This window comes from Arsenicicoccus sp. UBA6765 (genome assembly GCF_002453335.1).
Taxonomy (GTDB): Bacteria; Actinomycetota; Actinomycetes; order Actinomycetales; family Dermatophilaceae; genus Arsenicicoccus; species Arsenicicoccus bolidensis.
In genome coordinates, this window is the sequence record NZ_DKGR01000041.1 from 57,350 (window position 1) to 81,411 (window position 24,062).

Annotated in this window: 18 protein-coding genes and 4 pseudogenes; 13 read left to right on the forward strand and 9 right to left on the reverse strand. The window is 72.7% G+C overall.

The genetic code is table 11. The features are described 5' to 3' along the window. Nucleotides 1-68 precede the first annotated feature (68 nt). On the reverse strand, nt 69-1,025 hold the full coding sequence (locus B4K29_RS11300; protein WP_029210655.1) for a 5'-3' exonuclease: 957 nt from the start codon (nt 1,023-1,025) through the stop codon (nt 69-71). An 85-nt stretch (nt 1,026-1,110) separates the two neighbouring features. On the opposite strand from B4K29_RS11300, the pseudogene B4K29_RS11305 reads away from it, so the two are divergent. Continuing rightward, a pseudogene (locus B4K29_RS11305) lies at nt 1,111-1,536 on the forward strand (Lrp/AsnC family transcriptional regulator); the annotation flags it as partial. A gap of 97 nt (nt 1,537-1,633) precedes the next feature. Here the strand turns inward: B4K29_RS11305 and ybaK are convergent. The 5 genes and pseudogenes from ybaK to B4K29_RS11330 all read right to left on the reverse strand — a co-directional run. Then, nucleotides 1,634-2,116, reverse strand: a pseudogene (gene ybaK / locus B4K29_RS11310) (Cys-tRNA(Pro) deacylase); the annotation flags it as partial. Between the two features lie 148 nt (nt 2,117-2,264). Continuing rightward, complete coding sequence (gene catC / locus B4K29_RS11315; protein WP_019284929.1) at nt 2,265-2,546, reverse strand: muconolactone Delta-isomerase; 282 nt, start codon at nt 2,544-2,546, stop codon at nt 2,265-2,267. A gap of 43 nt (nt 2,547-2,589) precedes the next feature. Then, the gene (gene catA / locus B4K29_RS11320; RefSeq protein ID WP_286967344.1) at nt 2,590-3,462 is read right to left on the reverse strand and encodes a catechol 1,2-dioxygenase; all 873 of its coding nucleotides are present in this window, start codon (nt 3,460-3,462) and stop codon (nt 2,590-2,592) included. A gap of 89 nt (nt 3,463-3,551) precedes the next feature. After that, nucleotides 3,552-4,718 (reverse strand): mandelate racemase/muconate lactonizing enzyme family protein, encoded by a 1,167-nt coding sequence (locus B4K29_RS11325; RefSeq protein ID WP_286967346.1) that lies wholly within the window; start codon nt 4,716-4,718, stop codon nt 3,552-3,554. Beyond that, nucleotides 4,715-5,629, reverse strand: a complete 915-nt coding sequence (locus B4K29_RS11330) for a LysR substrate-binding domain-containing protein (RefSeq protein WP_029210649.1) — start codon at nt 5,627-5,629, stop codon at nt 4,715-4,717. The genes B4K29_RS11325 and B4K29_RS11330 overlap by 4 nt, the downstream gene beginning before the upstream one ends. A 417-nt stretch (nt 5,630-6,046) precedes the next feature. On the opposite strand from B4K29_RS11330, the pseudogene B4K29_RS18350 reads away from it, so the two are divergent. The 3 genes and pseudogenes from B4K29_RS18350 to B4K29_RS11340 all read left to right on the forward strand — a co-directional run. Then, nucleotides 6,047-6,964: pseudogene (locus tag B4K29_RS18350) on the forward strand (Rieske 2Fe-2S domain-containing protein); the annotation flags it as partial. A gap of 303 nt (nt 6,965-7,267) precedes the next feature. Continuing rightward, nucleotides 7,268-7,639, forward strand: a pseudogene (locus tag B4K29_RS18355) (aromatic-ring-hydroxylating dioxygenase subunit beta); the annotation flags it as partial. 65 nt (nt 7,640-7,704) lie between these two features. After that, nucleotides 7,705-11,103, forward strand: a complete 3,399-nt coding sequence (locus B4K29_RS11340; RefSeq protein ID WP_286967350.1) for an SDR family NAD(P)-dependent oxidoreductase — start codon at nt 7,705-7,707, stop codon at nt 11,101-11,103. 302 nt (nt 11,104-11,405) lie between these two features. On the opposite strand, the gene B4K29_RS11345 is transcribed toward B4K29_RS11340, so the two are convergent. Continuing rightward, entirely contained in the window at nt 11,406-12,848 is a 1,443-nt protein-coding gene (locus B4K29_RS11345) for a KamA family radical SAM protein (RefSeq protein WP_239266426.1), read from the reverse strand. Nucleotides 12,849-12,936: 88 nt separating this feature from the next. Here B4K29_RS11345 and B4K29_RS11350 point away from each other — a divergent pair, with 88 nt between their 5' ends. From B4K29_RS11350 to B4K29_RS11390, 9 genes are all read left to right on the forward strand, one after another. Then, nucleotides 12,937-14,046, forward strand: a complete 1,110-nt coding sequence (locus B4K29_RS11350) for an L-erythro-3,5-diaminohexanoate dehydrogenase (protein WP_286967352.1) — start codon at nt 12,937-12,939, stop codon at nt 14,044-14,046. A gap of 4 nt (nt 14,047-14,050) precedes the next feature. Continuing rightward, complete coding sequence (locus tag B4K29_RS11355; RefSeq protein WP_286967354.1) at nt 14,051-15,235, forward strand: amidohydrolase family protein; 1,185 nt, start codon at nt 14,051-14,053, stop codon at nt 15,233-15,235. Next, entirely contained in the window at nt 15,163-15,624 is a 462-nt protein-coding gene (locus B4K29_RS11360) for an amidohydrolase family protein (protein WP_286959450.1), read from the forward strand. Before B4K29_RS11355 ends, B4K29_RS11360 begins: the two co-directional genes overlap by 73 nt. After that, nucleotides 15,621-17,210, forward strand: coding sequence for a lysine 5,6-aminomutase subunit alpha (locus tag B4K29_RS11365; protein ID WP_239264928.1), 1,590 nt, complete (start codon nt 15,621-15,623; stop codon nt 17,208-17,210). Before B4K29_RS11360 ends, B4K29_RS11365 begins: the two co-directional genes overlap by 4 nt. Then, on the forward strand, nt 17,207-17,995 hold the full coding sequence (locus B4K29_RS11370) for an OAM dimerization domain-containing protein (RefSeq protein WP_286955905.1): 789 nt from the start codon (nt 17,207-17,209) through the stop codon (nt 17,993-17,995). The genes B4K29_RS11365 and B4K29_RS11370 overlap by 4 nt, the downstream gene beginning before the upstream one ends. Beyond that, a complete protein-coding gene (locus B4K29_RS11375) occupies nt 17,992-18,405 on the forward strand; it encodes a hotdog domain-containing protein (protein ID WP_286955903.1) in 414 nt (137 codons plus the stop codon). The genes B4K29_RS11370 and B4K29_RS11375 overlap by 4 nt, the downstream gene beginning before the upstream one ends. 525 nt (nt 18,406-18,930) lie before the next feature. Then, nucleotides 18,931-20,502 (forward strand): apolipoprotein N-acyltransferase, encoded by a 1,572-nt coding sequence (gene lnt / locus B4K29_RS11380; RefSeq protein ID WP_286959456.1) that lies wholly within the window; start codon nt 18,931-18,933, stop codon nt 20,500-20,502. A 41-nt stretch (nt 20,503-20,543) separates the two neighbouring features. Then, nucleotides 20,544-21,308, forward strand: a complete 765-nt coding sequence (locus B4K29_RS11385) for a polyprenol monophosphomannose synthase (RefSeq protein ID WP_286967356.1) — start codon at nt 20,544-20,546, stop codon at nt 21,306-21,308. Then, nucleotides 21,305-21,919: an FxsA family protein gene (locus tag B4K29_RS11390; protein ID WP_286967357.1), complete on the forward strand. Its 615-nt coding sequence runs from the start codon at nt 21,305-21,307 to the stop codon at nt 21,917-21,919. The genes B4K29_RS11385 and B4K29_RS11390 overlap by 4 nt, the downstream gene beginning before the upstream one ends. A 173-nt stretch (nt 21,920-22,092) precedes the next feature. On the opposite strand, the gene B4K29_RS11395 is transcribed toward B4K29_RS11390, so the two are convergent. Then, nucleotides 22,093-22,452: an RNA polymerase-binding protein RbpA gene (locus B4K29_RS11395; protein ID WP_019285870.1), complete on the reverse strand. Its 360-nt coding sequence runs from the start codon at nt 22,450-22,452 to the stop codon at nt 22,093-22,095. 122 nt (nt 22,453-22,574) lie between these two features. Next, complete coding sequence (locus tag B4K29_RS11400) at nt 22,575-24,002, reverse strand: MFS transporter (protein WP_286955897.1); 1,428 nt, start codon at nt 24,000-24,002, stop codon at nt 22,575-22,577. Between the last annotated feature and the right edge of the window lie 60 nt (nt 24,003-24,062).

Below are 24,062 nucleotides of genomic sequence, written 5' to 3' on the forward strand. Positions count from 1 at the left end.
CCAGTTCCGCCCTCCCACCGGAGTCGCGCAAGCGCCGGAGTCGCGCGGGCGGTGCGAGCGCGGTGCGGTCAGAGGATGTGCAGCGCCGACAGGACGCGGGTGAAGCTCGACGCCACGCCCAGCTCGTCCGCGACCACCGACATCAGCCGCACGTCCGCCACCTCGGTCGGCAGGCGCAGCGAGCCCAGCGTCACCCCGGGCAGCGGCGCGTCGTGCGCGACCCGCACCACGCGGGGCGCGACGTCGAGATAGGCCGACGCCTCCTCGAGCCGGGTGCGGCGGGCGCCCTTGATGGCGGGATCGCCACCGTCGACGGCGGCCCGCAGTGCGGGCAGGTCGCCATACTGCTGGATCAGGGCGGCGGCCGTCTTGTCGCCGATGCCCTGGACGCCCGGGAGGCCGTCGCTGGTGTCGCCGCGCAGCACCGCCATGTCGGCGTAGGCCGCGCCGGTCGGCACCCCGTGCTTGGTCGCGAGATAGGCCTGGTCGATGACGTCGGCGTCGCGCACGCCGCCGCGCGCGGTGTAGAGCACGCGCACCCCGGAGGCGTCGTCGACGAGCTGGAAGAGGTCGCGGTCGCCGGTGACGATGTCGATGGGGAGCTTGCGGCGGTGCCGGTGGACCAGCGTCCCGATGACGTCGTCCGCCTCGTAGCCTGCCGATCCGACCCGCGAGATCCCCAGCGCGGCAAGGGAGTCCACGATGGCCGGCACCTGTGGGGCCAGCGCCTCGGGGGTGTCCTCGGAGTCCGGTGACCCGTCGGCGAGGCGGTGGGTTTTGTAGGTCGGGATGGCCTCCACGCGGAACGCCGGACGCCAGTCCTCGTCCCAGCACGCGGCCAGGTGGGTCGGGGCATAGGTCGTGACGAGCGTCGCCACCATGTCCAGGAAGCCCCGCACCGCGTTGGACGGCGGCGAGTCCGGCGTCTTGCGACGGTCCGGCACGCCGTAGAAGGCGCGGTAGTAGAGAGACGCCGCGTCGAGCAGCATGAGACGAGGGCTCGCGGAGTGGGGAGGCGGCGTCATGGGGTCAGTCTGCCGGATCTCGGCGCCGCCGTCCGGATGCTCGGGGCATCCGGCCGAGAGCCCCTGCGGCCGCTAGTGTTGCGGGATGGAGTCTGTCGACCAGCAGATCGTCGCGCACCTGTCCCGCGACGGCCGCATGTCCTACACCGACCTGGGCAAGGCGACGGGGTTGTCCACGTCGGCCATCCACCAGCGCGTGCGACGGCTCGAGGAGCGCGGGGTCATCACCGGCTATCGCGCGACCATCGACCCGGACTCCGCGGGGTTGCCGCTGGCGGCCTACATCTCGATCGCGCCGCTCGACCCGACCGAGCCGGACGACATCCCCGACCGGCTGCGCGACGTGAGCGCGATCGAGGCGTGCCACTCGGTGGCGGGGGACATGTCCTACCTGCTCAAGGTGCGGGTCGCCACGCCGCACGAGCTGGAGGAGCTGATCGCGCTGGTCCGCTCGCGCGGCAACGTCTCGACGCGCACCACGGTGGTCCTGTCCACCTCCTGGGAGGGTCGGTCGGCCAGCGGTGGCGGTATGCCGGGCCGCTCGGCGGGCGACACGGCGGCCGCGACGGCGACGTCGGGCACCTCGCCCGGTGACCGCGACGACGTCTGCGAGCGATCGGAGCCGTGACCGCGCGGGTGACCGCGACCAGGTCGGCCGGCGCCAGCTCCAGGTCGAAGCCCCTGCGCCCACCGCTGACGAGCACGGTGCTCTGCTCCACGGCGGACTGGTCCAGGACCGTGGGCAGGGCGCGCTTCTGACCGACGGGGCTGATCCCGCCGACGACATAGCCCGAGCTGCGTTCGGCCGCAGCGGGATCCGCCATCACCACCCGCTTGACGCCGAGGGCGTGCGCCAGGGCCTTGAGGTCCAGCTGCCGGTCGACGGGCACGATGCCGACGGCCAGCCCGGACCCCGTGTCGACGAGCAGGGTCTTGAGGACGCGCGCGGGGTCGACGCCCAGCGCCTCGGCCGCCTCGAGCCCGAACGACGCCGCCGGGTCGTGGTGGTAGGCACGCACCTCGTACGCCACGCCCGCCCGGTCCAGGGCGACCGTGGCGGGGGTCCCGGACGAGGCGTGCTTCTTGGCCATGCCCGTCACTGTATGCCGCAGCCGCTCGCCTCCACGCGGTGATCTGCGTGGCGGCGAGGGGCTCCGTCATACGGCCCGAAGACCCGCCGGGGGTAAAGGCATCGACCTGGCGAACGAAGGCCGGTCGATGCCTCTACCGCCGGTAGGTCTAGGCGTTGATGTCCGAGGGGTGCGTCGCCAGCGGCGTGACCTCGACCGTCATGTACGCGAACAGCGGCAGCCCCCAGAGGATCTCGTGGAGCCGCTCGTTGCTCTCGACGTCGAAGATCGAGATGTTGGAGTACTGCCCGGCGCACCGCCAGATGTGCCGCCACTCACCACCGCGCTGCAGGTCCTGGGAGTACGCCTTCTCGCGGGCGATGGTGGCGTCCCGCTCCGCTGGATCCAGGTCGTGGGGGATCGCGACGTCCATCTTCACGGCATACAGCATGGTGGTGCTCCTCGGTGCAGGTGGTGGGTGACGGCAGGGGCGGTCAGGCGCGGACCGGGTCGATCACGAAGTCGTAGTCGACGACCTTGCCCTGGCCGTCGGCCGCCGGCTTGGGGTCGAGCATGAGCTCGGGCTTGACCGCCGTCGCGATGTCGTCCTGGTTGTGCGGGTCGCCGGGGAAGTAGAGCTGCGCGGTGAGCAGCTCGTGGTCGGGCGCCGACACCTTGAGGTGCAGGTGGGCGGGGCGCCAGGCGTGCCAGCCGGCGGCGGCGATGAGCTTGCCGCACGCGCCGTCGGTGGGGATCTGGTAGGGGGCGGGGACGATCGAGTGGATCTCGAAGCGACCCTCGTCGTCGGTGGTGAAGCTGCCGCGGAGGTTCCAGTCCGGCAGGCCTGGGGCGTACTGGCTGTAGAAGCCGTCCGCGTTGGCCTGCCACAGCTCGACCTTGGCGTGGGGGAGGGCGGAGCCGTCCGTCGTGCGCACCTGGCCCTGGAAGGTCATGGCCTCGCCCGGCTCGTCGTCGCGCATCGGGATGGTGCCGTGCGAGCCCTGCTCGGGCGACCCGGGCACGTAGTACGGACCCTCGATGGAGCCCTTGTTGCCCTCGCGGTGGTCGGTGTTGACGTCCTCGACGACGTGCTCGAGCCACACGTCGAGGAAGAGCGGCCACTCGCCGTCCTCGCCGACCTGGATCAGCCAGCTCTTGAGGGCGTCGTACTCCTCGTAGGTGAGGCGGTGCTTGCGGATGACCTCGTGCAGGGCCTGCAGCGCGTCGGTCGCGATGGCGTCCACGCGCTCCGTGGGCACGTCGAGCGCGCGCTGCTTCTTGCGGAAGGCGGCGGTCGCGTTGGCGCCGGAGTCGGCGGCGCGAGCCTCGAGCGTGGCCTGGGAGGTCGGGTTGGTGTCGGTGCTCATGATCTCTCCTTCGGGTGGCGTCGGTGCCACCTGTCCGTGGTGGGTGCGGTGCGGTTCGTATGTCGTGCCCGGCGTGAGCCGGCGTGGCGTCAGAGGTCGACGCGGTAGTGCTCGAGCTTGTCCTCGTCGACGGTGACCCCGATGCCGGGGCGGCCGCTGACGGCGAGGGTGCCGTCCTGGATCTGCAGGGGCTCGGTGAGCAGGTCGTCGCTCATGTCGAGGAAGTTGGACAGCTCGCCCGCCCGCCGCGTGGTCGCGTCGTAGGCCGAGCCGAACGCGACCGCGCAGGCCGTGCCGAGCTGCCCGTCGATCTGGTTGCCCATGACGACCTCGACCCCGAGGCCCTCGCACTGGTGCAGGATCCGACGCGAGTCGGTGAAGCCGGTGCGGGCGGTCTTGATGCTGATGGCGTCGGCCGAGCCGCCGAGGATCTCTCGGGTCACCTCGCCGGGGGTCGTCGCGCTCTCGTCGGCGACGGTGGGGATGGCCGTATGCCGGGCCAGCCACCGCCGTCCGAGCACGTCGTCGGCGGGGCACAGCTCCTCGGCCAGGGTGAGGTCGAGGTCGGCCATGGCGTCGAGGGCGCGGGCGGCCTCGGAGGGCGTCCAGCCGCGGTTGCCGTCGACGTAGAGCTCCACGGCGTCGCCGAAGTGCTCGCGCAGGGCCCGGCACACGTCGACGTCGAGGCGGAAGGGGCGGCGGCCGACCTTGACCTTGAAGGTCGTGATGCCATAGGTCGAGCGCATCCGCTCGGCCTCGTCGACCATGGCCGCCGGGTCGGCGAAGCCGAGCATGTGGCTGACCCGCATCCGGTCGGAGTAGCCGCCGAGCAGCTCGGTGACCGGCCGCCCGAAGGCCTGGCCGATGACGTCCCACAGGGCCATGTCCAGGGCGGCCTTGGCCGTGGGGTTGCCGACGGTGCGGCGCAGGCGGGCGTGGATCTGCTCGCGGTGCAGGGCGTCGGTGCCGAGGACGGCGGGGGCGAAGATCTGCTGGATGACGGCGACGATCGAGGCCTGGGTCTCGCCATACGTGAAGGGACGAGGCGGAGCCTCGGCCACCCCGACGAGCCCACCGGCGGTGCGGACCCGCACGAGCACGTGCTCGGCCACGGAGACCGAGCCGCTGGCGAAGGCCAGGGGCTTGCGGTAGGGGATGGCGAAGGGGATGGTCTCGACCTCGGTGACGGTGAGATCGGCGGTGCCGGGGGTGCTGGTCGTCGCGCTGGTGCGGCTGGTGGGGGTGCTGGTGGTCATCGGGGGGCCTTCCGGCTCGGGTCGGCCTGCAGGAGGTCGTGCTCCTCGAGGGTCTGCACGAAGGCCTCCACCAGGGGGTTCGGCTGGTCGGCGCGCCAGGCGAGCGCCAGGTCGACGGTCGCGGTGCCGGGCAGGTCGGCGAAGGTCACGCCCTCGAGCCCGGAGGCGCGGGTGGACGCGGGGACCAGGGCGATGCCGAGGCCTCCGGCGACCAGCGAGAGCAGGGTCGACATCTCGGTGACCTCGTGCTCGACGGTGGGATAGAAGCCGGCGTCGAGGCAGGTGCGCACCACGGCGTCGGTGACCACGGAGCGCGAGCTCGGCGCGAGGACCACGAAGGACTCCTCGACGAGGTCGTCGACCGTGACGTCCGGGTCGCCGACGAGGCGGTGGCCGGAGGGGAGCGCGAGCACGAGCGGCTCGCGGGCGATCAGGCGGGTGCGCAGCCGGTCGTCGCGGACGGGCAGGCGCAGGATGCCGACGTCGATGCGGCCGGCGTCGAGGTCCTGGACCTGCTGCGGGGTGAGGCGGTCGGTCTGGAGCTGCAGGCCGACGCCCGGCATCCGGGTCTTGACCAGGGCGGCCATGCGGGGGAGGTAGCCGTAGGTGGCGGACCCGGTGAGCGCGATGCGCAGGACCCCGACCTGGCCGCGGGCGATGCGGCGGGTGCGCTCGACGGTGTCGTCGAGGGCCGCGAGGGTGCGTCGGGCGTCGCCGACGAAGACCTCGCCGGCGGGCGTCAGGGCGACGGTGCGGGTGGTCCGCTCGAACAGCTCCACCTGCAGCTCGTCCTCGAGCTGGCGGACGGCCTGGGACAGGGGCGGCTGGGAGATGTGCAGCGATCGTGCGGCGCGGCCGAAGTGGCGGTGCTCGGCCACGGCGACGACGTAGCGCAGGTGACGCAGCTCCATCGGTGACCTCCTCGTCAGCTGTCGGCGGTGCGTTCGACCTCCACGGTAGGCCGGGTGGATTGATCTACACAAATACCTGATTCGGCCTCATTGATAGGCGGTGCGTGTCAATGGCACCCTGGGTCAACCCTGGGCAGATGACCGGGGCGGGGGTGCCTCACGACCGTGAGAGTGGAGAGGAGCACGCGGCCAGAACGCCTCTGCCGCATCGCAGTCCGTGCCGACGACGCCACAGGAGGAACCATGCCGTACCCCACCGGCACCCCGAAGTTCGATCTGGACCAGGCCGTGGTGGAGCGCCCCGAGGAGGGCATCCACCGCGCCAACCGGGCGATCTTCACCGACGAGGAGCTCTTCGAGCTCGAGATGAAGCACATCTTCGAGGGCAACTGGATCTACCTCGCCCACGAGTCGCAGATGGCGAACCCGGGCGACTACTTCACGACCTACATCGGCCGGCAGCCGATCGTCATCACGCGCGACAAGGACGGCGAGCTGCACTGCCTGATCAACGCGTGCGCGCACCGCGGCGCGATGATCTGCCGCCGCAAGACGGACAACCGCACGACGCTGACCTGCCCCTTCCACGGCTGGACCTTCCGCAACGACGGTCGCCTGCTCAAGGTCAGGGACCCCGACGGCGCCGGCTACCCCGAGCAGTTCAACACCGACGGCTCGCACGACCTGACCAAGGTGGCCCAGTTCGAGAGCTACCGCGGGTTCCTGTTCGGCAGCCTCAACCCCGACGTGCCCTCGCTCGAGGAGCACCTCGGCGACGCCACCAAGGTCATCGACATGCTGGTCGACCAGTCGCCCGAGGGCCTCGAGGTCCTGCGCGGCGCCTCGACCTACACCTACGACGGCAACTGGAAGGTCCAGGCGGAGAACGGCGCCGACGGCTACCACGTGTCCGCGACCCACCGGAACTACGCGGCCACCACGTCGCGCCGCTCCACCGGCGAGTCCGCCAACACCACCAAGGCGCTGGACGCCGGCAAGTGGGGCAAGTCCGGCGGCGGCTACTGGTCCTTCGAGCACGGGCACCTGTCCCTGTGGACCTGGGCCGGCAACCCCGAGGACCGCCCCCTGTGGGACCAGATGGACCGGCTCAAGGCCGAGCAGGGCGACGCCAAGGGCGAGTTCATGGTCAAGGGCTCCCGCAACCTGTGCCTCTACCCGAACGTGTACCTCATGGACCAGTTCTCCACGCAGATCCGGCACTTCCGCCCGATCGCGCCGGACCAGACCGAGGTCACGATCTCCTGCATCGCCCCCAAGGGCGAGTCCGCGGAGTCCCGCGAGTGGCGGATCCGGCAGTACGAGGACTTCTTCAACGCCTCCGGCATGGCCACCCCGGACGACCTGGAGGAGTTCCGCTCCTGCCAGAAGACCTTCCTGGCCACCGCGGCCCCCTGGAACGACATGAGCCGCGACGCCGAGCACTGGCTGACCGGCCCGGACGACGTCGCCCGCTCCCTCGGCATGACCAACGTCCGCAGCAGCGGCATCAAGAACGAGGACGAGGGCCTGTACCCGTCCAGCACGGCTACTGGCTCGAGACGATGCGCCGGGCCGTCGAGACCGAGCGCGAGGCCGCGGCCGCGCGCACCGAGCCCGCCGGCGCCTGAGGAGACGACGATGACCACCACCGAGCTGACCACCACCGCCCAGAGCACCAGCGCCCAGAGCACCATCACCCAGACCAGCATCGAGCAGTTCCTCTACCGCGAGGCCCGCTACCTCGACGACCGCGAGTTCGAGAAGTGGCTGAACTGCTACGCCGACGACGTCGTCTACTGGATGCCCACCTGGGCCGACGACGACCGCCTGACCAGCGACCCGCAGCGCGAGATGTCGCTGATCTACTACGGCAACAAGGGCGGCCTCGAGGACCGGATCTTTCGCATCCGCACCGAGCGGTCCAGCGCCACGAGCCTGCCCGAGCCGCGCACCAGCCACAACATCACCAACGTCGAGGTGATCGAGCGCCGGGGCGACCTGGTGGACGTGCCGCCCCGGCCGAGCCCGGCGAGGGCGGCGACCGGGCACCCGGCGGGACGCCCGCCGACGAGACGGTGACCGACGCGGACGCGGCATACGGCAGTGGCACGGCAGCCGCCGCCGACGGGACCGTGGGTGGAGCAGCCGAGCCGGCCGTCCAGGAGACCGACCCCGAGACCGGCCTCACGCAGGTCGCGGCGCCCACGGTCGGCGTCCAGGTCACGGGCGCGGGCGCGGTCCTGCTCGAGGACCCGAGCGGTCGCGGGCTGGCCGGCCAGGAGATCTTCGCGGCCGACGCCGAGCTCGCCCCGCTGGGCTCCGGCGGGTCTGGTCCGGAGCGCACGGACCCCACCGACCCCTCAGACCCCACCGAGCGAACCGCCACGGCCCGGACCCTCATGGGTCAGGACCTCTGGCCCGCCCGCGAGGGCGACGCGGGGCAGCCCGCCGCGCTCGACGAGGCCTCCACGCTGGTCACCGACCCCGACGCGCGCAGCCTCGCCGGTCAGGCGATCTTCGCCGCCGGGGAGATCGAGCCGCTGCACGAGCCCCGGCCCGTGCCTGCGGCGGCGACGACCGACGCGGGCGGGACCACGGCCGGCGCCGGGAGCACCGACGTCACCGGGACCGGCACCGGTGGCTCCGAGATCGGCGAGGAGCACCCCGACGTGGGGGAGTCCGACGCGATCTTCGAGGCCCGCGAGGCCCTGGAGCTCGGGGCGCTCGCCCTCACCATCGGCCGGCTGTCCACGACGCAGCTCGCGGGCTACCGCCTGCTCGCCGAGGCGACCGTGCCCTACGTCCAGGGCGACCGGTTCGTGGACGCGGCGGCCTACACCGAGACCAACGCGGCCTTCCACGACTACCTGTTCACGCTGACCGGCAACGAGCACCTGCTCCAGGCCTACCAGCGGCTCGGGGTGCGCGGTCACATGGACCAGACCCTGCGCAACGCCACCTGGTGCGACCCCCGCTGCGCCCAGGACCACCTCGACATCGTGACGGCCTTCGAGGGTGGCGACCGGGACGCCGCTCGCACCCTGATCAGCGAGCACGCGGCCCGGTCCAACGAGACCACCCGGCGGGCCATGCGCGAGCAGGCCGCCACGCGCCGTCCGGCGTTCGTCACCCCGGGCCGGTTCGCCGGCCAGGTCGTGGTGGTCACCGGCGCCGCGCAGGGCATCGGCGAGGCCGTCGCCCGGCGGATCCACGCCGAGGGTGGCGCCATCTGGTTCAAGCCGTTCCAGGAGTTCACCCCCGAGCAGATCGACGCGGAGATCGCCCGGTCGCTGATGACCACGCTCTACGGCTGCCGCGCGGTCCTCGAGCCCATGGTCGAGGCAGGCCGGGGCACGATCGTCAACGTCTCCTTGATCGCCACCGGAGGCATCCACCGGGTGCCGTATGCCGCGGCCAAGGGCGGCGTCAACGCCATCACCCGGGCGCTCGCGGTCGAGGCGGCCGAGCACGGCGTGCGCGTCGTCGCCACCGCCCCTGGCGGCACCGAGGCGCCGCCGCGACGGGTCCCGCGCGGTCCCTCGCCGGAGGGCGAGGCCGAGCAGGAGTGGTTCCAGGCGCACATCGACCAGACGCTGGCGTCGGCGCCGATGCACCGCTACGGCACCCTCGACGAGCAGGCCGCGGCGATCACCTTCCTCGCCTCGCAGGAGGCGGGATACATCACCGGCACGGTCCTGCCCGTCGGTGAGGAGACCTGGGCTAGCGCGTGCCCTAGCCTGTGGCAGATGAGCGACGGTGCCACGGCGAGCCGATGGGTCGACCCGGACCAGGCGGCGAGCCTGCGGGACGCCCTCGGTGAGCTCGTGGCCCGCCCGGGAGGACTGGTGGTCGTGATCGGGCCGCTCGGATCAGGACGCGATGCCCTCACCGACGCCGCCGTCGAGCAGGTGTCCCGACGGTCGGGCCAGCAGCCGCACGTGCTGCGGGCCCGACCGGGGGACGAGAGCTGGGCCGTGGGCGAGACCGTCGTCCAGACCGTGGGCGGCGGCGGGACCGTGGGCGGGGACCGCCACGAGGCCCGCCAAGGCGATGCGAACGCCGCCAACCCTCCCTTCGTCGTCGTGCACGACGCCCACCTCGCCGACCCCGACCTCCTGGTCCCGCTCGTGGACCGCGCGGGAGCTCCCGGACCCGACCGCCCCACGGTGGTCCTCGTCCACGACGGCACCCTCGGCCTGCCCCTCGTGCCGGACCACCGGTGCGTCGTGCGCCCCCTCGACGTCCCCCGCGTCCAGGCGAGGATCGACGCGCACGGCCTCGGGCACCGGCTCTCCGCGATGCGCCTGGTCGAGCACACCGCCGGGCTCGCCGACCTGGTCGAGGACCTGCTCTCCCACCTCGCCACCGACCTGACCGCGTCGACCCACGACGTCCGTCTGGGATCGACCCCGACGGCGCGGTCGGACGCTCACGCGGTCGTCTCCCGGCTCGACGGACCCGCCCGCGACGTCGTGGAGCTCGTCTCGGTGCTCGGCACCCTCGACCTGGACGACCTCGCCGCTCTGACGGGCAGGGCCGACCCCACCGCGTCGGTCGACGACGCCGTCCGCAGCGCGCCGGTGCGGCTGGTCGACGACGGCTACCGCGTGCGCGTCGCCCCCGTGGCGCCCATGCTCGCGGCCGCCGTCGTCGAGGCGATGCCGCTCGCCCGACGTCAGGCGGCCCATCGACGGGCAGCCGCCGTCCCGCAGGACGACCTCGAGCGGGCCCGGCACGTGCTGCGCGGCAGCGCGCTCGTCGACGAGGCCGCCGTCGAGGAGGTCGTCCGGCTCGGCCGAGGTGCCGCCCAGCGCGGCGACTGGCGGCGCGCCTCGGCCGCCCTCACCCTCGCCGTCCGCACCACCCGCGAGGCGGACCGGCGCCAGAGCCTGCTGCCCGAGGCGCTCGACGCGGCCGCCGGCGCGGGGCAGCTCGTCACCGCGGACGAGCTGGTCCCCGCAGTCTCGGCCGGCCCGCCGAGCGTGCTGCGCGACGCCGCCCTCGGCTACCACGCGATCATGGTCGGCCGCCCCGACCGGGCCGAGGTCTGCCTCGACCAGGCCTGGCGGCAGTGCAACCCGCGCACCCGCCCCGCCCAGGCCGTCCAGGTCGCCGGTCGTCGCGCGCTGCACGCCCTGTGCAGCTGGGACGGGGCCGAGCTGGAGCAGTGGGGCGCCCGCGCCGCGCTGCTCGGCGGCGACGACCACGCGTCCCGGCTCGAGGCCGAGTGCATCGGCGCGATCGGCACCGCCATCCTCGTCGACGCCGGACGCGCGCGCGCCCGCCTGGCCGAGATCCTGCACGACCACCCCATCGGCCCCCACCGGCAGCGGGTCGCCCTCGCCGCGGGCTGGGTCGAGCTGGCCACGGGCGACGCCGACACCGCCGCCCACCGGCGCGAGGACGCCTGCGGCCGCCCGGGCGACGAGGGCTCCGTCCGCATCGCGATGTGGGCCCTGGGGTGGCTGGCGTGAGCGCGGTTCGACGCCGGGCAGTGGGCCGCCGCCATACGGCTCGTGGAGCGCGGGAGCTCGCTGGGGGACACCACCCAGCTGAGGCTCGGCGAGCCCCTGCTCCACTGGACCGGCGCGCAGGTCAACGCCCTGATGGGGCGCTGGGCGGCCGCCGGCCGGCACGCCCAGCGCGCCGCCTGCCCGGTCGACGCCTACCCGGTCATGCGGATCCCCGCCGCGCTGGCCCGCGCGCAGGTCTGCGAGGCGCGCGCCGACGATCTTCGGGGGTGCGGTGAGGGGTCACGGTCAGACGAGGGACACGGTCAGACGAGGGACGCGGTGCGCGAGGCCGCCGCCGCGGCGACCTCCGCCTCGTGGGCCGACGCCACGGCCGCCTCATCCCGCTGCTCGCGCCACCAGCGCTGCCCGCTCTCGGGGAGGGTGTAGATCGGGTCGTAGTAGGCGTAGTCGGTGCTCGTGACGTCGACCTCCTCGCCCTCGATCGAGGTGCGATAGTTCTTGCGCCACAGCGAGATTCCGCGTTCGCGGTCGTACTCCTCGACCTGGTGGACCCACCGCTTGCCGACGAACGGCACGTCGCACACGATGCGCGGCGTGGCGAAGCCCGGCAGGTAGCCCATGATCGCGTGCTGCAGGTGCTGGGCCTCGGACAGCGACAGCCGCCAGTGCTCGCTGAACGGGATCATGTCGCACATGTAGAAGTAGTACGGGTTGATCGCCGCCTCGTCGCGCATGGTGAAGCACAGGTCCAGCAGTGCCTCCGGCGTGTCGTTGATGCCGCGCATGAGGACGCCCTGGTTGCGGATCGAGCGCACCCCGGCCTCGTGCATCAGCCGGGTCGCGTGGGCGACCGAGGGCGTGACGGACTGGGCGTTGTTGATGTGCGTGTGGACGGCGAGCCCGACGCCGCGGCAGGCGGCGGTCCAGGAGACCCGGCCCAGACCCTCGACGACGTCGGGCGCGGACCAGTGCTGGGGCAGGCCCATGAGCGCCTTGGTGGCGAGCCGGATGTCGCGGATGTTGTCGATCTCGAGCAGACGCATGAGGAAGGACTCGAGGTTCTTCCACGGCATGTTGGCGACGTCGCCGCCCGAGACCACCACGTCGCGGACCTGCGGGGATCCCTTGAGGTAGTCGATCATCGCGTCCAGCCGGTCGACCGGCTTGCCCGCCAGTTTGAGCTTGGTGACCTGCGCCGTGGAGTTGCCGACGAGGTCCATGCGCGTGCAGTGCCCGCAGTACTGCGGGCAGGTGGGCAGCAGCTCGGCCAGCACCTTGGTGGGGTAGCGGTGGGTCAGCCCCTCGGCCACCCACATGTCGGCCTCGTGCAGCGAGTCGCGGGAGGCGTGGGGGTGGCTCGGCCAGTCGGTGCGGCGGTCGGAGTAGACCGGCAGCATGTAGCGGCGGACCGGGTCGGCGAGGAACGCGGCGCTGAACTCCGCGCCGGCCGCCGGCATGGGGGAGTCGACGGCCGGGACCATCGTGTTGAGCATCTGGGGCGGCACGAGCATCGACATCGTGGCGCGCTCGGCCTGGTCGCGCTCGAGGTCGGCGTAGACGTCCTCGGTGAGCAGGTCGCCCATGAGCTCGCGCAGCTGCTTGACGTTCTTGACGCATCGGGTGCGCTGCCACTGGGCGCTCGCCCAGTCCTTGTCGGTCACGTCGCGCCAGCCCGGCAGCCGCCGCCAGTCGGGCTCCACGAGCTCGCGCCGACGGTAGACGTATGGTTGCTCCATCGCACTCATGACCCCTACGGTAGCGGAGAGTTTGCGGCCTGCAACACTGCGGGCAGAAGGTTTTTCATAATCACCCGTCTCAGAGTGGAGAATCGGCATGGAGAGCGCACAGGTCGCCCGCCCCGGCAGCGGTGCCCCCACGCCCCCTGCGACCAGCTCGTCGCCATACGGCCTGCACCGCGTGATCGTCGGCGCGGGAGAGCGCCCGACGCTCCCACAGGCCGCGCGCCGGCTCGACGACCGGCCCGAGATCTGGCCGGACGAGGTCCGGGTGTCCGTCGAGACCCTCAACCTCGACGCCGCGAGCTATCGGCAGCTGAGAGAGTCGTATGCCGGGAGCGCCCTGCGCCAGGCGGTGCTGGACATCGTCGGCGAGCGCGGCAAGATGCAGAATCCCGTGACGGGGTCCGGCGGCATGCTGATCGGCACCGTGGACGAGGTGGGGCCCCAGAGCCCCCTGGGGCTGCGGCCCGGGGACCGCGTGGCCACCCTCGTGAGCCTGTCCCTGACGCCCCTGCGGATCACCGACGGCCTCGCGCGGTGGGACGGCGAGGACGAGCGCGTCCCGGCGCAGGGCCACGCCATCCTCTTCAGCCGCTCGATCGCCGCGACCCTGCCGGACGACCTCGACCCCGAGCTCGCCCTGATGGTGATGGACGTGTGCGGTGCCCCCGCCCTGGTCGATCGGGTCGTGCGCGAGCACCGTTCCCGCGCGGGGGAGGCGCCCGCCGTCCTCGTCCTCGGCGGCGCGGGCAAGTCCGGCTCGTTGTCGCTGGCCGCAGCCCGCCGGGCCGGGGCGGGGCACCTCACCGCGGTGGTGCCCGTCCAGGCCGAGGCGCACCTGCTGCGGGGCACGGGGCTCGCCGACGACGTGGTCCTGGCCGACGCGCGTGACCCGCTCGGGCTGCTCGAGGCGGTCGAGGCCGCCCACGGTCCGGCCGACGTCACGGTCGTCTGCGTCGACGTGCCGGGGTGCGAGCACCCCTCGATCCTCGTCACCCGCGACGGGGGCACCATCATCTACTTCTCGATGGCCACCAGCTTCAGCGCGGCCGCGCTGGGCGCGGAGGGGCTGGCCGCCGACGTGCGCATGCTCGTGGGCAACGGCTACACCCCCGGGCATGCGGCCCTCGCGCTCGACCTGCTGCGCTCCGACGCGTCGGTGCGCGCGTTGTTCGAGGGTCGCCTCGCACCACGGGCAGACTGAGCCCATGCGACGACGCACCCACTACCACAACGGCCACGTCTACGTCCCGACCCGCGGCTTCCCCACGGCCATGCTCGTCGACGACACCCGGGTGCTCTGGGTGGGGACGCAGTCAGAGGCGGACGGGCAGGTCGACGAGGCGGACCGGGTCGTGGACCTGCACGGAGCGCTGGTCACCACGCCGTTCGTCGACCCCATCCACTACGTGGTCGAGACCGCGGAGTGGCACTCGGTGACCCAGCTGATGGGGGCTCGCTCGCTGACGGAGGCGCTCGACCGGCTCGCGGAGGCCGCCCGTCGGTCCGACGGGCCGGTGACGGGGTTCGGCCACGACGAGGGTCGCTGGCCGGAGCAGCGCCCACCGACGCCCGAGGAGCTGGACCGCGCGGTGGGCGGTCGTCCCGCCGTCATCCTGCGTGCGGACAAGGGGGCCTGCGTCAGCTCGCCGGCCTTCACCGCCGCGGCCGAGCGCCTGGGGGTGGACACGTGCGACCTGTCGGACCGGAGCCGCAGACCCAGCGTCGGGGCCCTGCTCAAGGTGCTCGTCGCCCTGCGCACGCCCGCCCAGCAGCAGGCGATCCTCGACGGCGCCCTGTCCGCCGCCGCCGGCTACGGCATCGGGTGCCTGCACGACCACATCTCCAGCCCCCGGCTCCTGGACGGTTTCACCACCGTGCGCCCGCAGCTGCCGGGGCCCGTCGTGCAGCGCTACCTCCGTCACGTCTGCCGGCCCGGCGAGGACCCCATCGAGCTCCTGCGCGAGCACGACCTGTACGGCTTCACGCTCCAGGTCGACGGGCCGGTCAACAGCCACCGGGCAGCCCTGCACGAGACCTACATCGACCTGCCCGGCCAGCTCGGCCCCGACCCGATGCCCGCCGGCATGATCGCCGAGCACCTCGTCACCGCTTCGCTGGCCGGCGTCCGCACCAGCCTGGTCGCCCTGGGAGACCGCGCGGCCGACGCCATGATGACGGCATGCGCACCGCGGTGCGGACCGTGGGGCTGGACCGGTTCCGCTCGATCCGGCACCGCACCGTCACCTTCGCCCTGGCCGACCCCCGGGTGCTGGGCACCCTCATCGACCTCGGGGTGGTGGCCGTCCGCATGCCCCAGGTGGACAGCAGGTGGGGCGGCCCGGACGGCGAGTTCACCCGCAGCCTCGGCCCGGCCCGGGCCCGCGAGATGATGCGCCTCGGCTCGCTCGGCGTCGACGGCCTGGTCACGGCCCTCGCCAGCTCGTCGCCCTGGCTGGAAGCCGACCCCTGGCAGACGCTGCGCTCCGCCCGCTGGCACCGCTCGGAGGAGGACCAGATCTCGGTGGGCGAGGCCTTCCGGGCCCACACCGTCGGCGGCTGGCACGCGTCCGGCCACGACACCCGGGGCTACCTCGACGTCGGGCTCCCCGCCGACTTCGTGGTGTGGGAGGTGCCGCCGGGCGAGCTCGGCGGGGGATCGCGCTCCCCGCTCGAGACGCCGGGCCTGCCGCGGCTGACCCCGGACGTCTCCACACCCCGAGCCCTGCTGACCGTCGTCGGCGGCCGCACGATCCACGAGAGCGAAGGAGCTCTGACATGACCCGCACGCCCGCGCCGGGTGCGCGCGCCCACCTCGACCTGGACCCCCAGGTCGTGCGTCGCGCGAGGAGCCTCGCCCGCCGGGCTGGTCGACCCGTCGTCCGGCTGGCGCAGGAGCACACCACCGTGTCGGTCGAGCGCGCGACGCTGCGCCTGGCGGGACTCGCGGGCGCCGACCACGAGCGCGTCCCGTGGGTCAACCACCTCGTCCAGGGCGTGCGCGACCAGGTGGGGCTCGAGGCCGGCGTCACCACGCCGGTGCACGACGCCCTGGCGCGGGGGGAGGCACCGGACCTGCTCACCCTCGCCCAGAAGTCCGCGGCCGGCGCCGTGACCTTCCGCCTCCCGGAGGGCAAGGACCGCACGGCGGCGCGCCGCCTGGCCATGCGCTCGGTCAAGAAGGGGATGACGCGCATCGACCGGCAGCGCGCCGCACGGGAGCGCCTGATCGCCAAGGTCGGCGACGCGCCCGCCCGCCCGTGGGTCTACCTCATCGTGGCGACCGGCGACATCTACGAGGACATGCCCCAGGCGCAGGCCGCGGCCCGCGGGGGAGCGGACGTCATCGCGGTGATCCGCTCGACCGGGCAGTCCCTGCTCGACTACGTCCCCGAGGGCGCGACCCGCGAGGGCTACGCCGGGACCTACGCGACGCAGGAGAACTTCCGCCTGATGCGGGCCGCCCTGGACGAGACGAGCAAGGAGCTGGGCCGCTACGTCCGCCTCACCAACTACGCGTCCGGGCTGTGCATGCCGGAGATCGCGGCGCTGGCCGGCCTCGAGCGGCTGGACATGATGCTCAACGACTCGATGTACGGCATCCTCTTCCGCGACATCAACCCCGTCCGCACCTTCGTGGACCAGCGCTTCTCCCGCCAGGTCCACGCCCGCGCCGGGATCATCATCAACACCGGCGAGGACAACTACCTCACGACCGCGGACGCCGTCGAGGCCGCCCACACGGTGACGGTCAGCCAGCTGCTCAACGAGTACTTCGCCAAGGAGGCGGGGCTCGCGGACTGGCAGCTCGGTCTCGGCCACGCCTTCGAGATCAACCCGGACGTGCCCGACTCGTTCCGCATGGAGCTGGCCCACGCCATGCTCGCCCGCGACCTGTTCCCGCGCGCGCCCCTGAAGTGGATGCCCCCCACCAAGCACATGACAGGGGACGTCTTCCGCGGCTACCTGCTCGACGGCTTCTTCAACCTCGTCGGGGGGCTCACCGACCAGGGGATCCTGCTGGTGGGCATGATGACCGAGGCCGTCGTCACGCCCTTCCTGTCCGACCGCGACCTGGCGCTGCAGAACGTCCGCTACGCCCTCGAGGCCGGGCGCGGGCTGCGCGAGGACTTCCGCCCGCCGCCCGACGGCTTCGTCCAGACGCGGGCCCGGGCCGTGCTGTCCGAGGCCGTGGACCTGCTCGACCGGATCGCCGACGACACCCTGCTCGACGCCATCGCCGACGGGACCTTCGGCCTGATGAAGCGTCCGGCGGACGCCGGCAAGGGCCTGGACGGCGTGGTCCGCAAGGGCCCCGACTACGACAACCCCGCCACGACCCTGCTCGAGGAGGGAGCCACCCGATGAGCGACATCATCAGGCCGTATGGCGACACCACCGGTGACGGCATGATCCAGGTCTCCTTCACGCTGCCGGTGCCCCACGACAAGCGCGCGGAGGGAGCCGCCCTGCAGCTGGCCGACAAGATGGGGATCCGGCCCGCCCTGCTCGTCCACGCCAAGCCGATCGGTCCGGACTTCACCTTCTTCGTGGTCTACGGCTCCGTGAACCACCTGGTGGACCTGCGCGACGTCCACGTGATGGAGCGCGACTACCCGCTGCTCCCGGCCAAGGACGTCAACGCCGCGATCAAGCGCCAGCTGCGCCGTCCGCTGGTGGTGGTGGGAGCGTGCATCGGCACCGACGCCCACACCGTCGGGATCGACGCGATCCTCAACATCAAGGGTTTCGCGGGGGAGAAGGGGCTCGAGTACTACTCCGAGATCACCGTGGTCAACCTCGGCGCCCAGGTCCTCGTGCCCGAGCTCGTGGAGCGGGCCCGCGCGGAGCAGGCCGACGCCGTGCTGGTCTCGCAGGTGGTCACGCAGCGGGACGCCCACCTCACCAACACCCGGGAGATGTCGGCGGCCTTCCGCGAGGCCTATCCCGCGGGCACCGCGCCGCTGCTCGTCGTCGGCGGTCCGCGCTTCGACGAGGCGGCCGCCGGCGAGCTCGGCGTGGACCGCGTCTTCGGCAAGGGGACGACGCCCGGCGAGGTGGCGTCATACCTTGTCCACGCCATCTCCCAGCGCCACGCCCGCCCCCAGGCACCCACCCGCACCCGGACCGCAGCCGAGGAGCCAGCCCGATGACCACCACCCCCGCGTCCCCGCCCCAGGTCGGCATGACCCTCGTCCACCGCCGCTACGTGCCCTACAGCCACGCGCACTACGCCGGCAACCTCGTGGACGGGGCCTACTCCCTGGCCGCGTTCGGCGACGTGGCGACCGAGATGTGCATCCGCACCGACGGGGACGAGGGGCTGTTCGCGTCCTACAGCGACGTGCAGTTCTCGGCACCGGTGCGGGCCGGCGACTGCCTCGAGATCAGCTGCACCCTGGTCCGGGTAGGCTCCCGGTCGCGGGAGATGGACTTCTCGGTGCACGTGGTGGCCCGTGGCACGCCGGACCGGGGCGCCTCGGCGGCCGAGGTGCTCGACCCACCGGTGGTCGCGACGACGGCCCGTGGAGTGGTGGTCGTGCCCCAGCGTCACGAGCCCTGACACGCAGGTTCACCCTCCGTCCGGAGCGCTGTGGCACAGGGTCATTGCCTCCGCTCGTTCGGCCGAACGCGCCGATGGTGTCCGCATGCTGGCGACACGCCGACGTCAACCGACTATTTTCGGTTCAGGGTCACGCCCCTGACCAGCGGATCTCTGCGTCGTCGCAGGTCAGCGGCTGTTTGACAGCCGCTGTGGGGGAGGCTCTAGGTTGGCCGAGGTTGTCCGACCATTCGAGTGGGGTCCGATCCGGGTCTCCGACGTGGGCGGTGGTGATCACTCCCTGGGGGGAGCGCCCGATCGGGTGAATCCAGGTCATCGTGCGTGCCCGTCGGTGCCACCTCCGCGATCACCCCACCTCGGACAGCAGCACGACCCGCACGCCTAGTAGACAACGGCGCAGCCCCGGCATCCGGTCGGGTCCGCGCCGGCCCCAACGGCCTGCGGGTCGTGCTGTGCCTCAGCGGCGCGCGCTGGCCCCGTGGCGGTGCGCAGGGACCTACCCGCCCGTACGGCTAGGGTGTCGCCGTGCGTCGACTCCTCCTGGCCCTCCCGCTCGCGATCGGCGCGGGTCTGGCCCTGTGGCTGTCCTGGCCGGACCACGACGTCTGGTGGCTCGGCCCCGTGGGGATCGCCCTGCTGGCCCTCGCCACCCACGGAGCCGGCGCCCGTCGTGGCTTCCTCCTCGGCGTCGTGACCGGCCTCGCGGCCTACCTGCCGGCGCTGCACTGGTCCGGGATCTACGTCGGCGACCTGCCCTGGGTCGCCCTGTCGGTGCTGCAGGCGCTCTACGTCGGGATCACCGGCGCCCTGTGCGGGCTGCTCTCGGCCCCCGACGACACCCGGCCACGGGGACGGGCGCCCCGCCGGTTGCCCTACCCCGTCGTCGTCGCGGCCGCCTGGGCCGTGGGGGAGTGGCTGCGGTCCACGACCCCGTTCGGTGGGTTCCCCTGGATCAAGATCGCCTTCGGGATGGCCGACGCACCGATCCTGCCCCTGATCCGGTATGTCGGGACGCCCGGCCTCACCGCGGCGGTGGCGCTCGTCGGCGGCCTCCTCGCGGTGGCCGTCCGCCATGCGCCGGCCACCCGACCCGGCCGGCGCCCGCGCCGCACCGCGGGACGGCATACGGCCCTGTCCCTCGGCTCCCTCGTCGCCGCCGCCGCGCTGGTGTGGGGCCCGCCCCTGCTGCCCGTGCCCACCGACGGCCGGACCGTCGACGTGCTGGCGGTCCAGGGCAACGTGCCGCGAGCGGGGCTGGACTTCAACGCCGAGCGGCGCCAGGTGCTCGACAACCACGTCGGGGTCACCGTCGAGGCGATCCGCTCCCGCACGGCCGCCGGCACCCAGCGCCCCGACCTGGTCGTCTGGCCCGAGAACGCCTCCGACATCGACCCCGTCCGCAACCCCGACGCCGGTCAGGCGATCACCTACGCGGCCCGGACCGCCCAGGCGCCCATCCTGGTCGGCACCCTGCGCACCGACGACCAGGCGCGCATCAAGAACACGACGCTGCTGTGGGACGCCGACCGGGGACCGGTCGCGGACTACGCCAAGCGGCACCCGGTGCCGTTCGCGGAGTACATCCCCTACCGCAGCTTCTTCCGTCACTTCAGCGACAAGGTCGACCTGCTCACCCACGACTTCACCGCGGGCGACACCGTGGGCGTGATGGACGTGCCGACCCGCGCCGGTGCGGTCCGGGTGGGGCTCGGGATCTGCTTCGAGGTCGCCTACGACGACCTGATGCGCGACGCGGTGCACCACGGCGGGCAGATCCTCGCCGTGCAGACCAACAACGCGACCTTCGGCTACAGCGACGAGTCCTACCAGCAGCTGGCCATCTCGCGGATCCGGGCCGTCGAGCTCGGTCGCTCGGTGGTGCACGTCTCGACCGTCGGGGCCTCCGCGATGATCACCCCCGACGGCGTGGCGCACGACCGGACCGGGCTGTTCACCGCGGCCGCGCTCGACGCCCACCTGCCCCTGCGCTCCGAGCTCACCCCCGCGGCCCGGATCGGCGACCTGCCCGTCTGGGTGTGCGTCGCCCTGCTCACACTCGGCCTCGCGCTGCGGCTGCGGCGCCCGCGCCGACACTAGGCTGGCGGAACCATCGGACCCCACGGACGGTTGACTACGACATGCGCACCCTGGTCCTGATCCCGACCTACAACGAGCGGGACAACCTCCCGCTCGTCGTCGAGCGCCTGCGCCGCGCCGTGCCCGGGGCAGACCTGCTCGTCCTCGACGACAGCTCGCCCGACGGCACCGGCGAGGTGGCCGACGCCCTGGCGTCCGCCGACCCCCGGGTGCGGGTGCTGCACCGCGCCGGCAAGGAGGGCCTCGGGGCCGCCTACCTCGCCGGATTCGCCCGCGGGCTCGACGAGGGCTACGACGTGCTGGTCGAGATCGACGCCGACGGCTCGCACCCGCCCGAGACCCTGCCCGCCATGCTGGCGACCCTCGACGACCCCACCGTCGACCTGGTGATCGGGTCCCGGTGGGTGCCGGGCGGCGGCATCGTCAACTGGCCGCTGCACCGCAAGGCCCTGAGCCTCGGCGGCAACCTCTACATCCGGCTGCTGCTGGGCATGCCCGTCCGCGACGCGACGGCCGGGTTCCGTGCCTACCGCGCCTCGACCCTGCGCAGCATCGGCCTGCAGGACGTCGAGTCCCTCGGCTACTGCTTCCAGACCGACCTCACGTGGCGCACCGTGCACGCGGGACTGACCATCCGGGAGGTCCCGATCACCTTCGTCGAGCGCGAGATCGGCTACTCCAAGATGAGCGGCGACATCGTGCGCGAGTCCATGCTGCGGATCACCCGGTGGGGTCTGCGCTACCGCCAGGGGCAGGTGCGCGGCCTGCTCGCCGCCCGCCAGGTCGAGCGATGGGAGTCGTTGTGAGCACCCCGACCCGACGACGCCCGCGCTGGACGTGGATCGCCTTCGTCCTGCTCCTGGTCGTCCCCGTCGCCGAGATCGCCGTCATCATCGGCGTCGGCAAGATCATCGGCGGCTGGCCCACCATCGCGCTGCTGCTCGTCGAGTCCGCCCTCGGCGCCTACCTCGTCAAGCGCGAGGGCCGGGCCGCCTGGGCCGCCCTGCAGCGTGCGCTGACCGGCGGACGCATGCCGGCGGGCGAGCTGTCCGACGCCGCGCTGGTCCTCGTCGGCGGCACGCTGCTGCTGGCCCCCGGCTTCCTCACCGACGTCGTGGGCTTCTTCTTCGTCCTGCCCTTCACCCGGCCGCTGGCCCGGCGGCTGCTGACGACGGTCATCACCCGGCAGCTGCTCGCGAGCGGGCCGGGGGTCGTCCTGTGGGGAGCCGGTATGCCGCCCCGCAACCCGGGCCCGGGTCAGGCGCCGCCGACCTGGCAGCCCGGTCAGCCGTCAGCGGGCCAGCCCGGTCAGCCGTCAGCGGGCCAGCCCGGTCAGCCGTCAGCGGGCCAGCCCCGGCAGCAGCAGCCTCGGCGTGACGGCAGGGACGACGACGTCATCGAGGGCGAGATCCTCTGACCTGGCCCATGCACTCCACCCACCCGCTCCACCCACCACCAAGATCGTGAGGGTTTTGTCCAAGAATGTTGGACAAGACCCTCACGATCTTGGTCTAGCGGGACACGGTGCGGGGATGCGACGAGGCCCGCCTCCCTTCACGGGAGGCGGGCCTCGATGTCGTCCGGCGCTGCTCAGGCGCTGCGCTTGGGCCGTGGCTTCTCGCCACGGGACTGACGCAGCAGCGTGAGGCGCTCCTCGAGCAGCTCCTCGAGCTCCTTGACGGAACGGCGCTCGAGCAGCATGTCCCAGTGGGTGCGGGCGGGTTTGGTGGGCTTCTCCTCGGGGGCGTCGCCGCCCTGGAGCCGGCCCAGCTCGCCACAGCGGCACTCCCACGTCGCCGGCACCTCGGCCTCGATGGAGAACGGAAGCTCGGTCACGTGGCCCTGAGGGCAGGTGTAGGACACGAGCTGGCGTTCGCTGGGGACGACGCCGTCATCGGTCTCCATGCTGAAGGACCCGAGTCGCGAACCTCGAAGTGAACGCTCGGCCATGTCTGATCCCCTTTCGTCGGCACCGCGAGCCCGGTGGGACTGACTCGCGGCATACCCCCATCAACGTCGGCTGATCCGGGGGATGTTCCCGGGCGCGGTGGTTGGCACCCAAAGACACCATTCTAGACGACGGCGGGCGCCTCGTTGCCCGCCGCGCGGATCCCCTCGCGCATGTCGACCCGCGACAGGAGCACCCCGCCGATGACGAAGAACGCGACCAGGGCGACGATCGACAGGCGGTAGGAGTGGGTCAGCTGGTGGACGACGCCGAACAGCAGCGTCCCGAACCAGCTCGTCCCGCGCTCCATCGCCTGGTAGAGGCTGAAGAACTCCGACTCGCGACCCCGCGGCACCAGCTGGCTGTAGAGCGACCGCGCCAGCGCCTGCGTCCCTCCCATGACCAGGCCGATGAGGATGCCGAGCGCGAGGAACGCGGTGAAGACCCCGGACGGGACGAAGTAGGCCACCCCGACGACGAGCGTCCACACCACGAGCCCGCCGAGCACCGTGCGCCAGGCGCCGATCCGACCGGCGACCCGGCCGAAGATCAGGGCGCCACCCACGGCGACGAACTGCACGACGAGGAAGGTCAGCAGCACCTGGCTCTGCGACAGGCCCAGCTCGAGCGTGCCGTAGAGGCTGGAGGACCCGATGACCGTCTGGATCCCGTCGTTGAAGAACAGGTAGGCGAGCAGGAACAGCAGCGTCTGCGGGTAGCCGCGCAACTCGACGAAGGTGTCGCGCAGCTGGGCGAACGCCCCTCGCACGGCGCCGCGCTCGGGAGCGGCCTCGGGCGGGAGCCCCTCGGCGAGCGGCCGGGCCGGCAGGTCGCGCAGACCCAGCACCGGTATGACGGTGAACAGCCCCCACCACAGCCCGGCGCTCAGCAGGCTGATCCGCACGGCGGTCTCCGTGCCGATCCCCACCCGAGGACCGAGGTTGAGCAGCAGGAAGTTCGCGGCCAGCAGCAGGCCGCCGCCGACGTAGCCGAGCGCCCACCCGCGCGAGGACACGCGGTCCCGGTCGTCGGGCGGGGCGACGCGGCACAGGATCCCGTCATACACGACCATCGACGACCCGAGGCACACCGAGGCGACCATGATGAGCACGACGCCGAGCTGCCACGCCGTCCCCTGGACGAGGACCATGGCGCTCGCGGCCGCGGCGCCGACGCCGGCGAACCAGCCCAGGAGCCGCTGGGGACGCAGGGAACGATCGGCGACGGCGCCCACGACGATGAGCAGCAGCGCCGACACGACGGTGGTCACCGTGGTGGTGTAGGAGTACAGCGAGCCGGGGGCGACCGGGATGCCCAGCACCGACAGGTGCGCGGTGCAGCTCTGGCCGACGGGCTGGTCGGGGCAGGCGGCCCGGTTGGCGACGGTGGTCAGGTAGGGGCCCATGAGCACCGCGGCGGTGGTGGTGACGTAGGCCGAGTTCGCCCAGTCGTACCAGTACCACGCACGCTGGTGGCGGGTGCTGCGGCGACGACCCGTCGTCCCCTCGGGCAGGTCGGGGGCCTCGGCGCTGCGGTCGGTGCTGCTGGGCATGCGGTCTCTCCTCGGCCGGGGACCTCGCCGTCGAGGTCGCCGGGCCAGAGCCTACTGGCC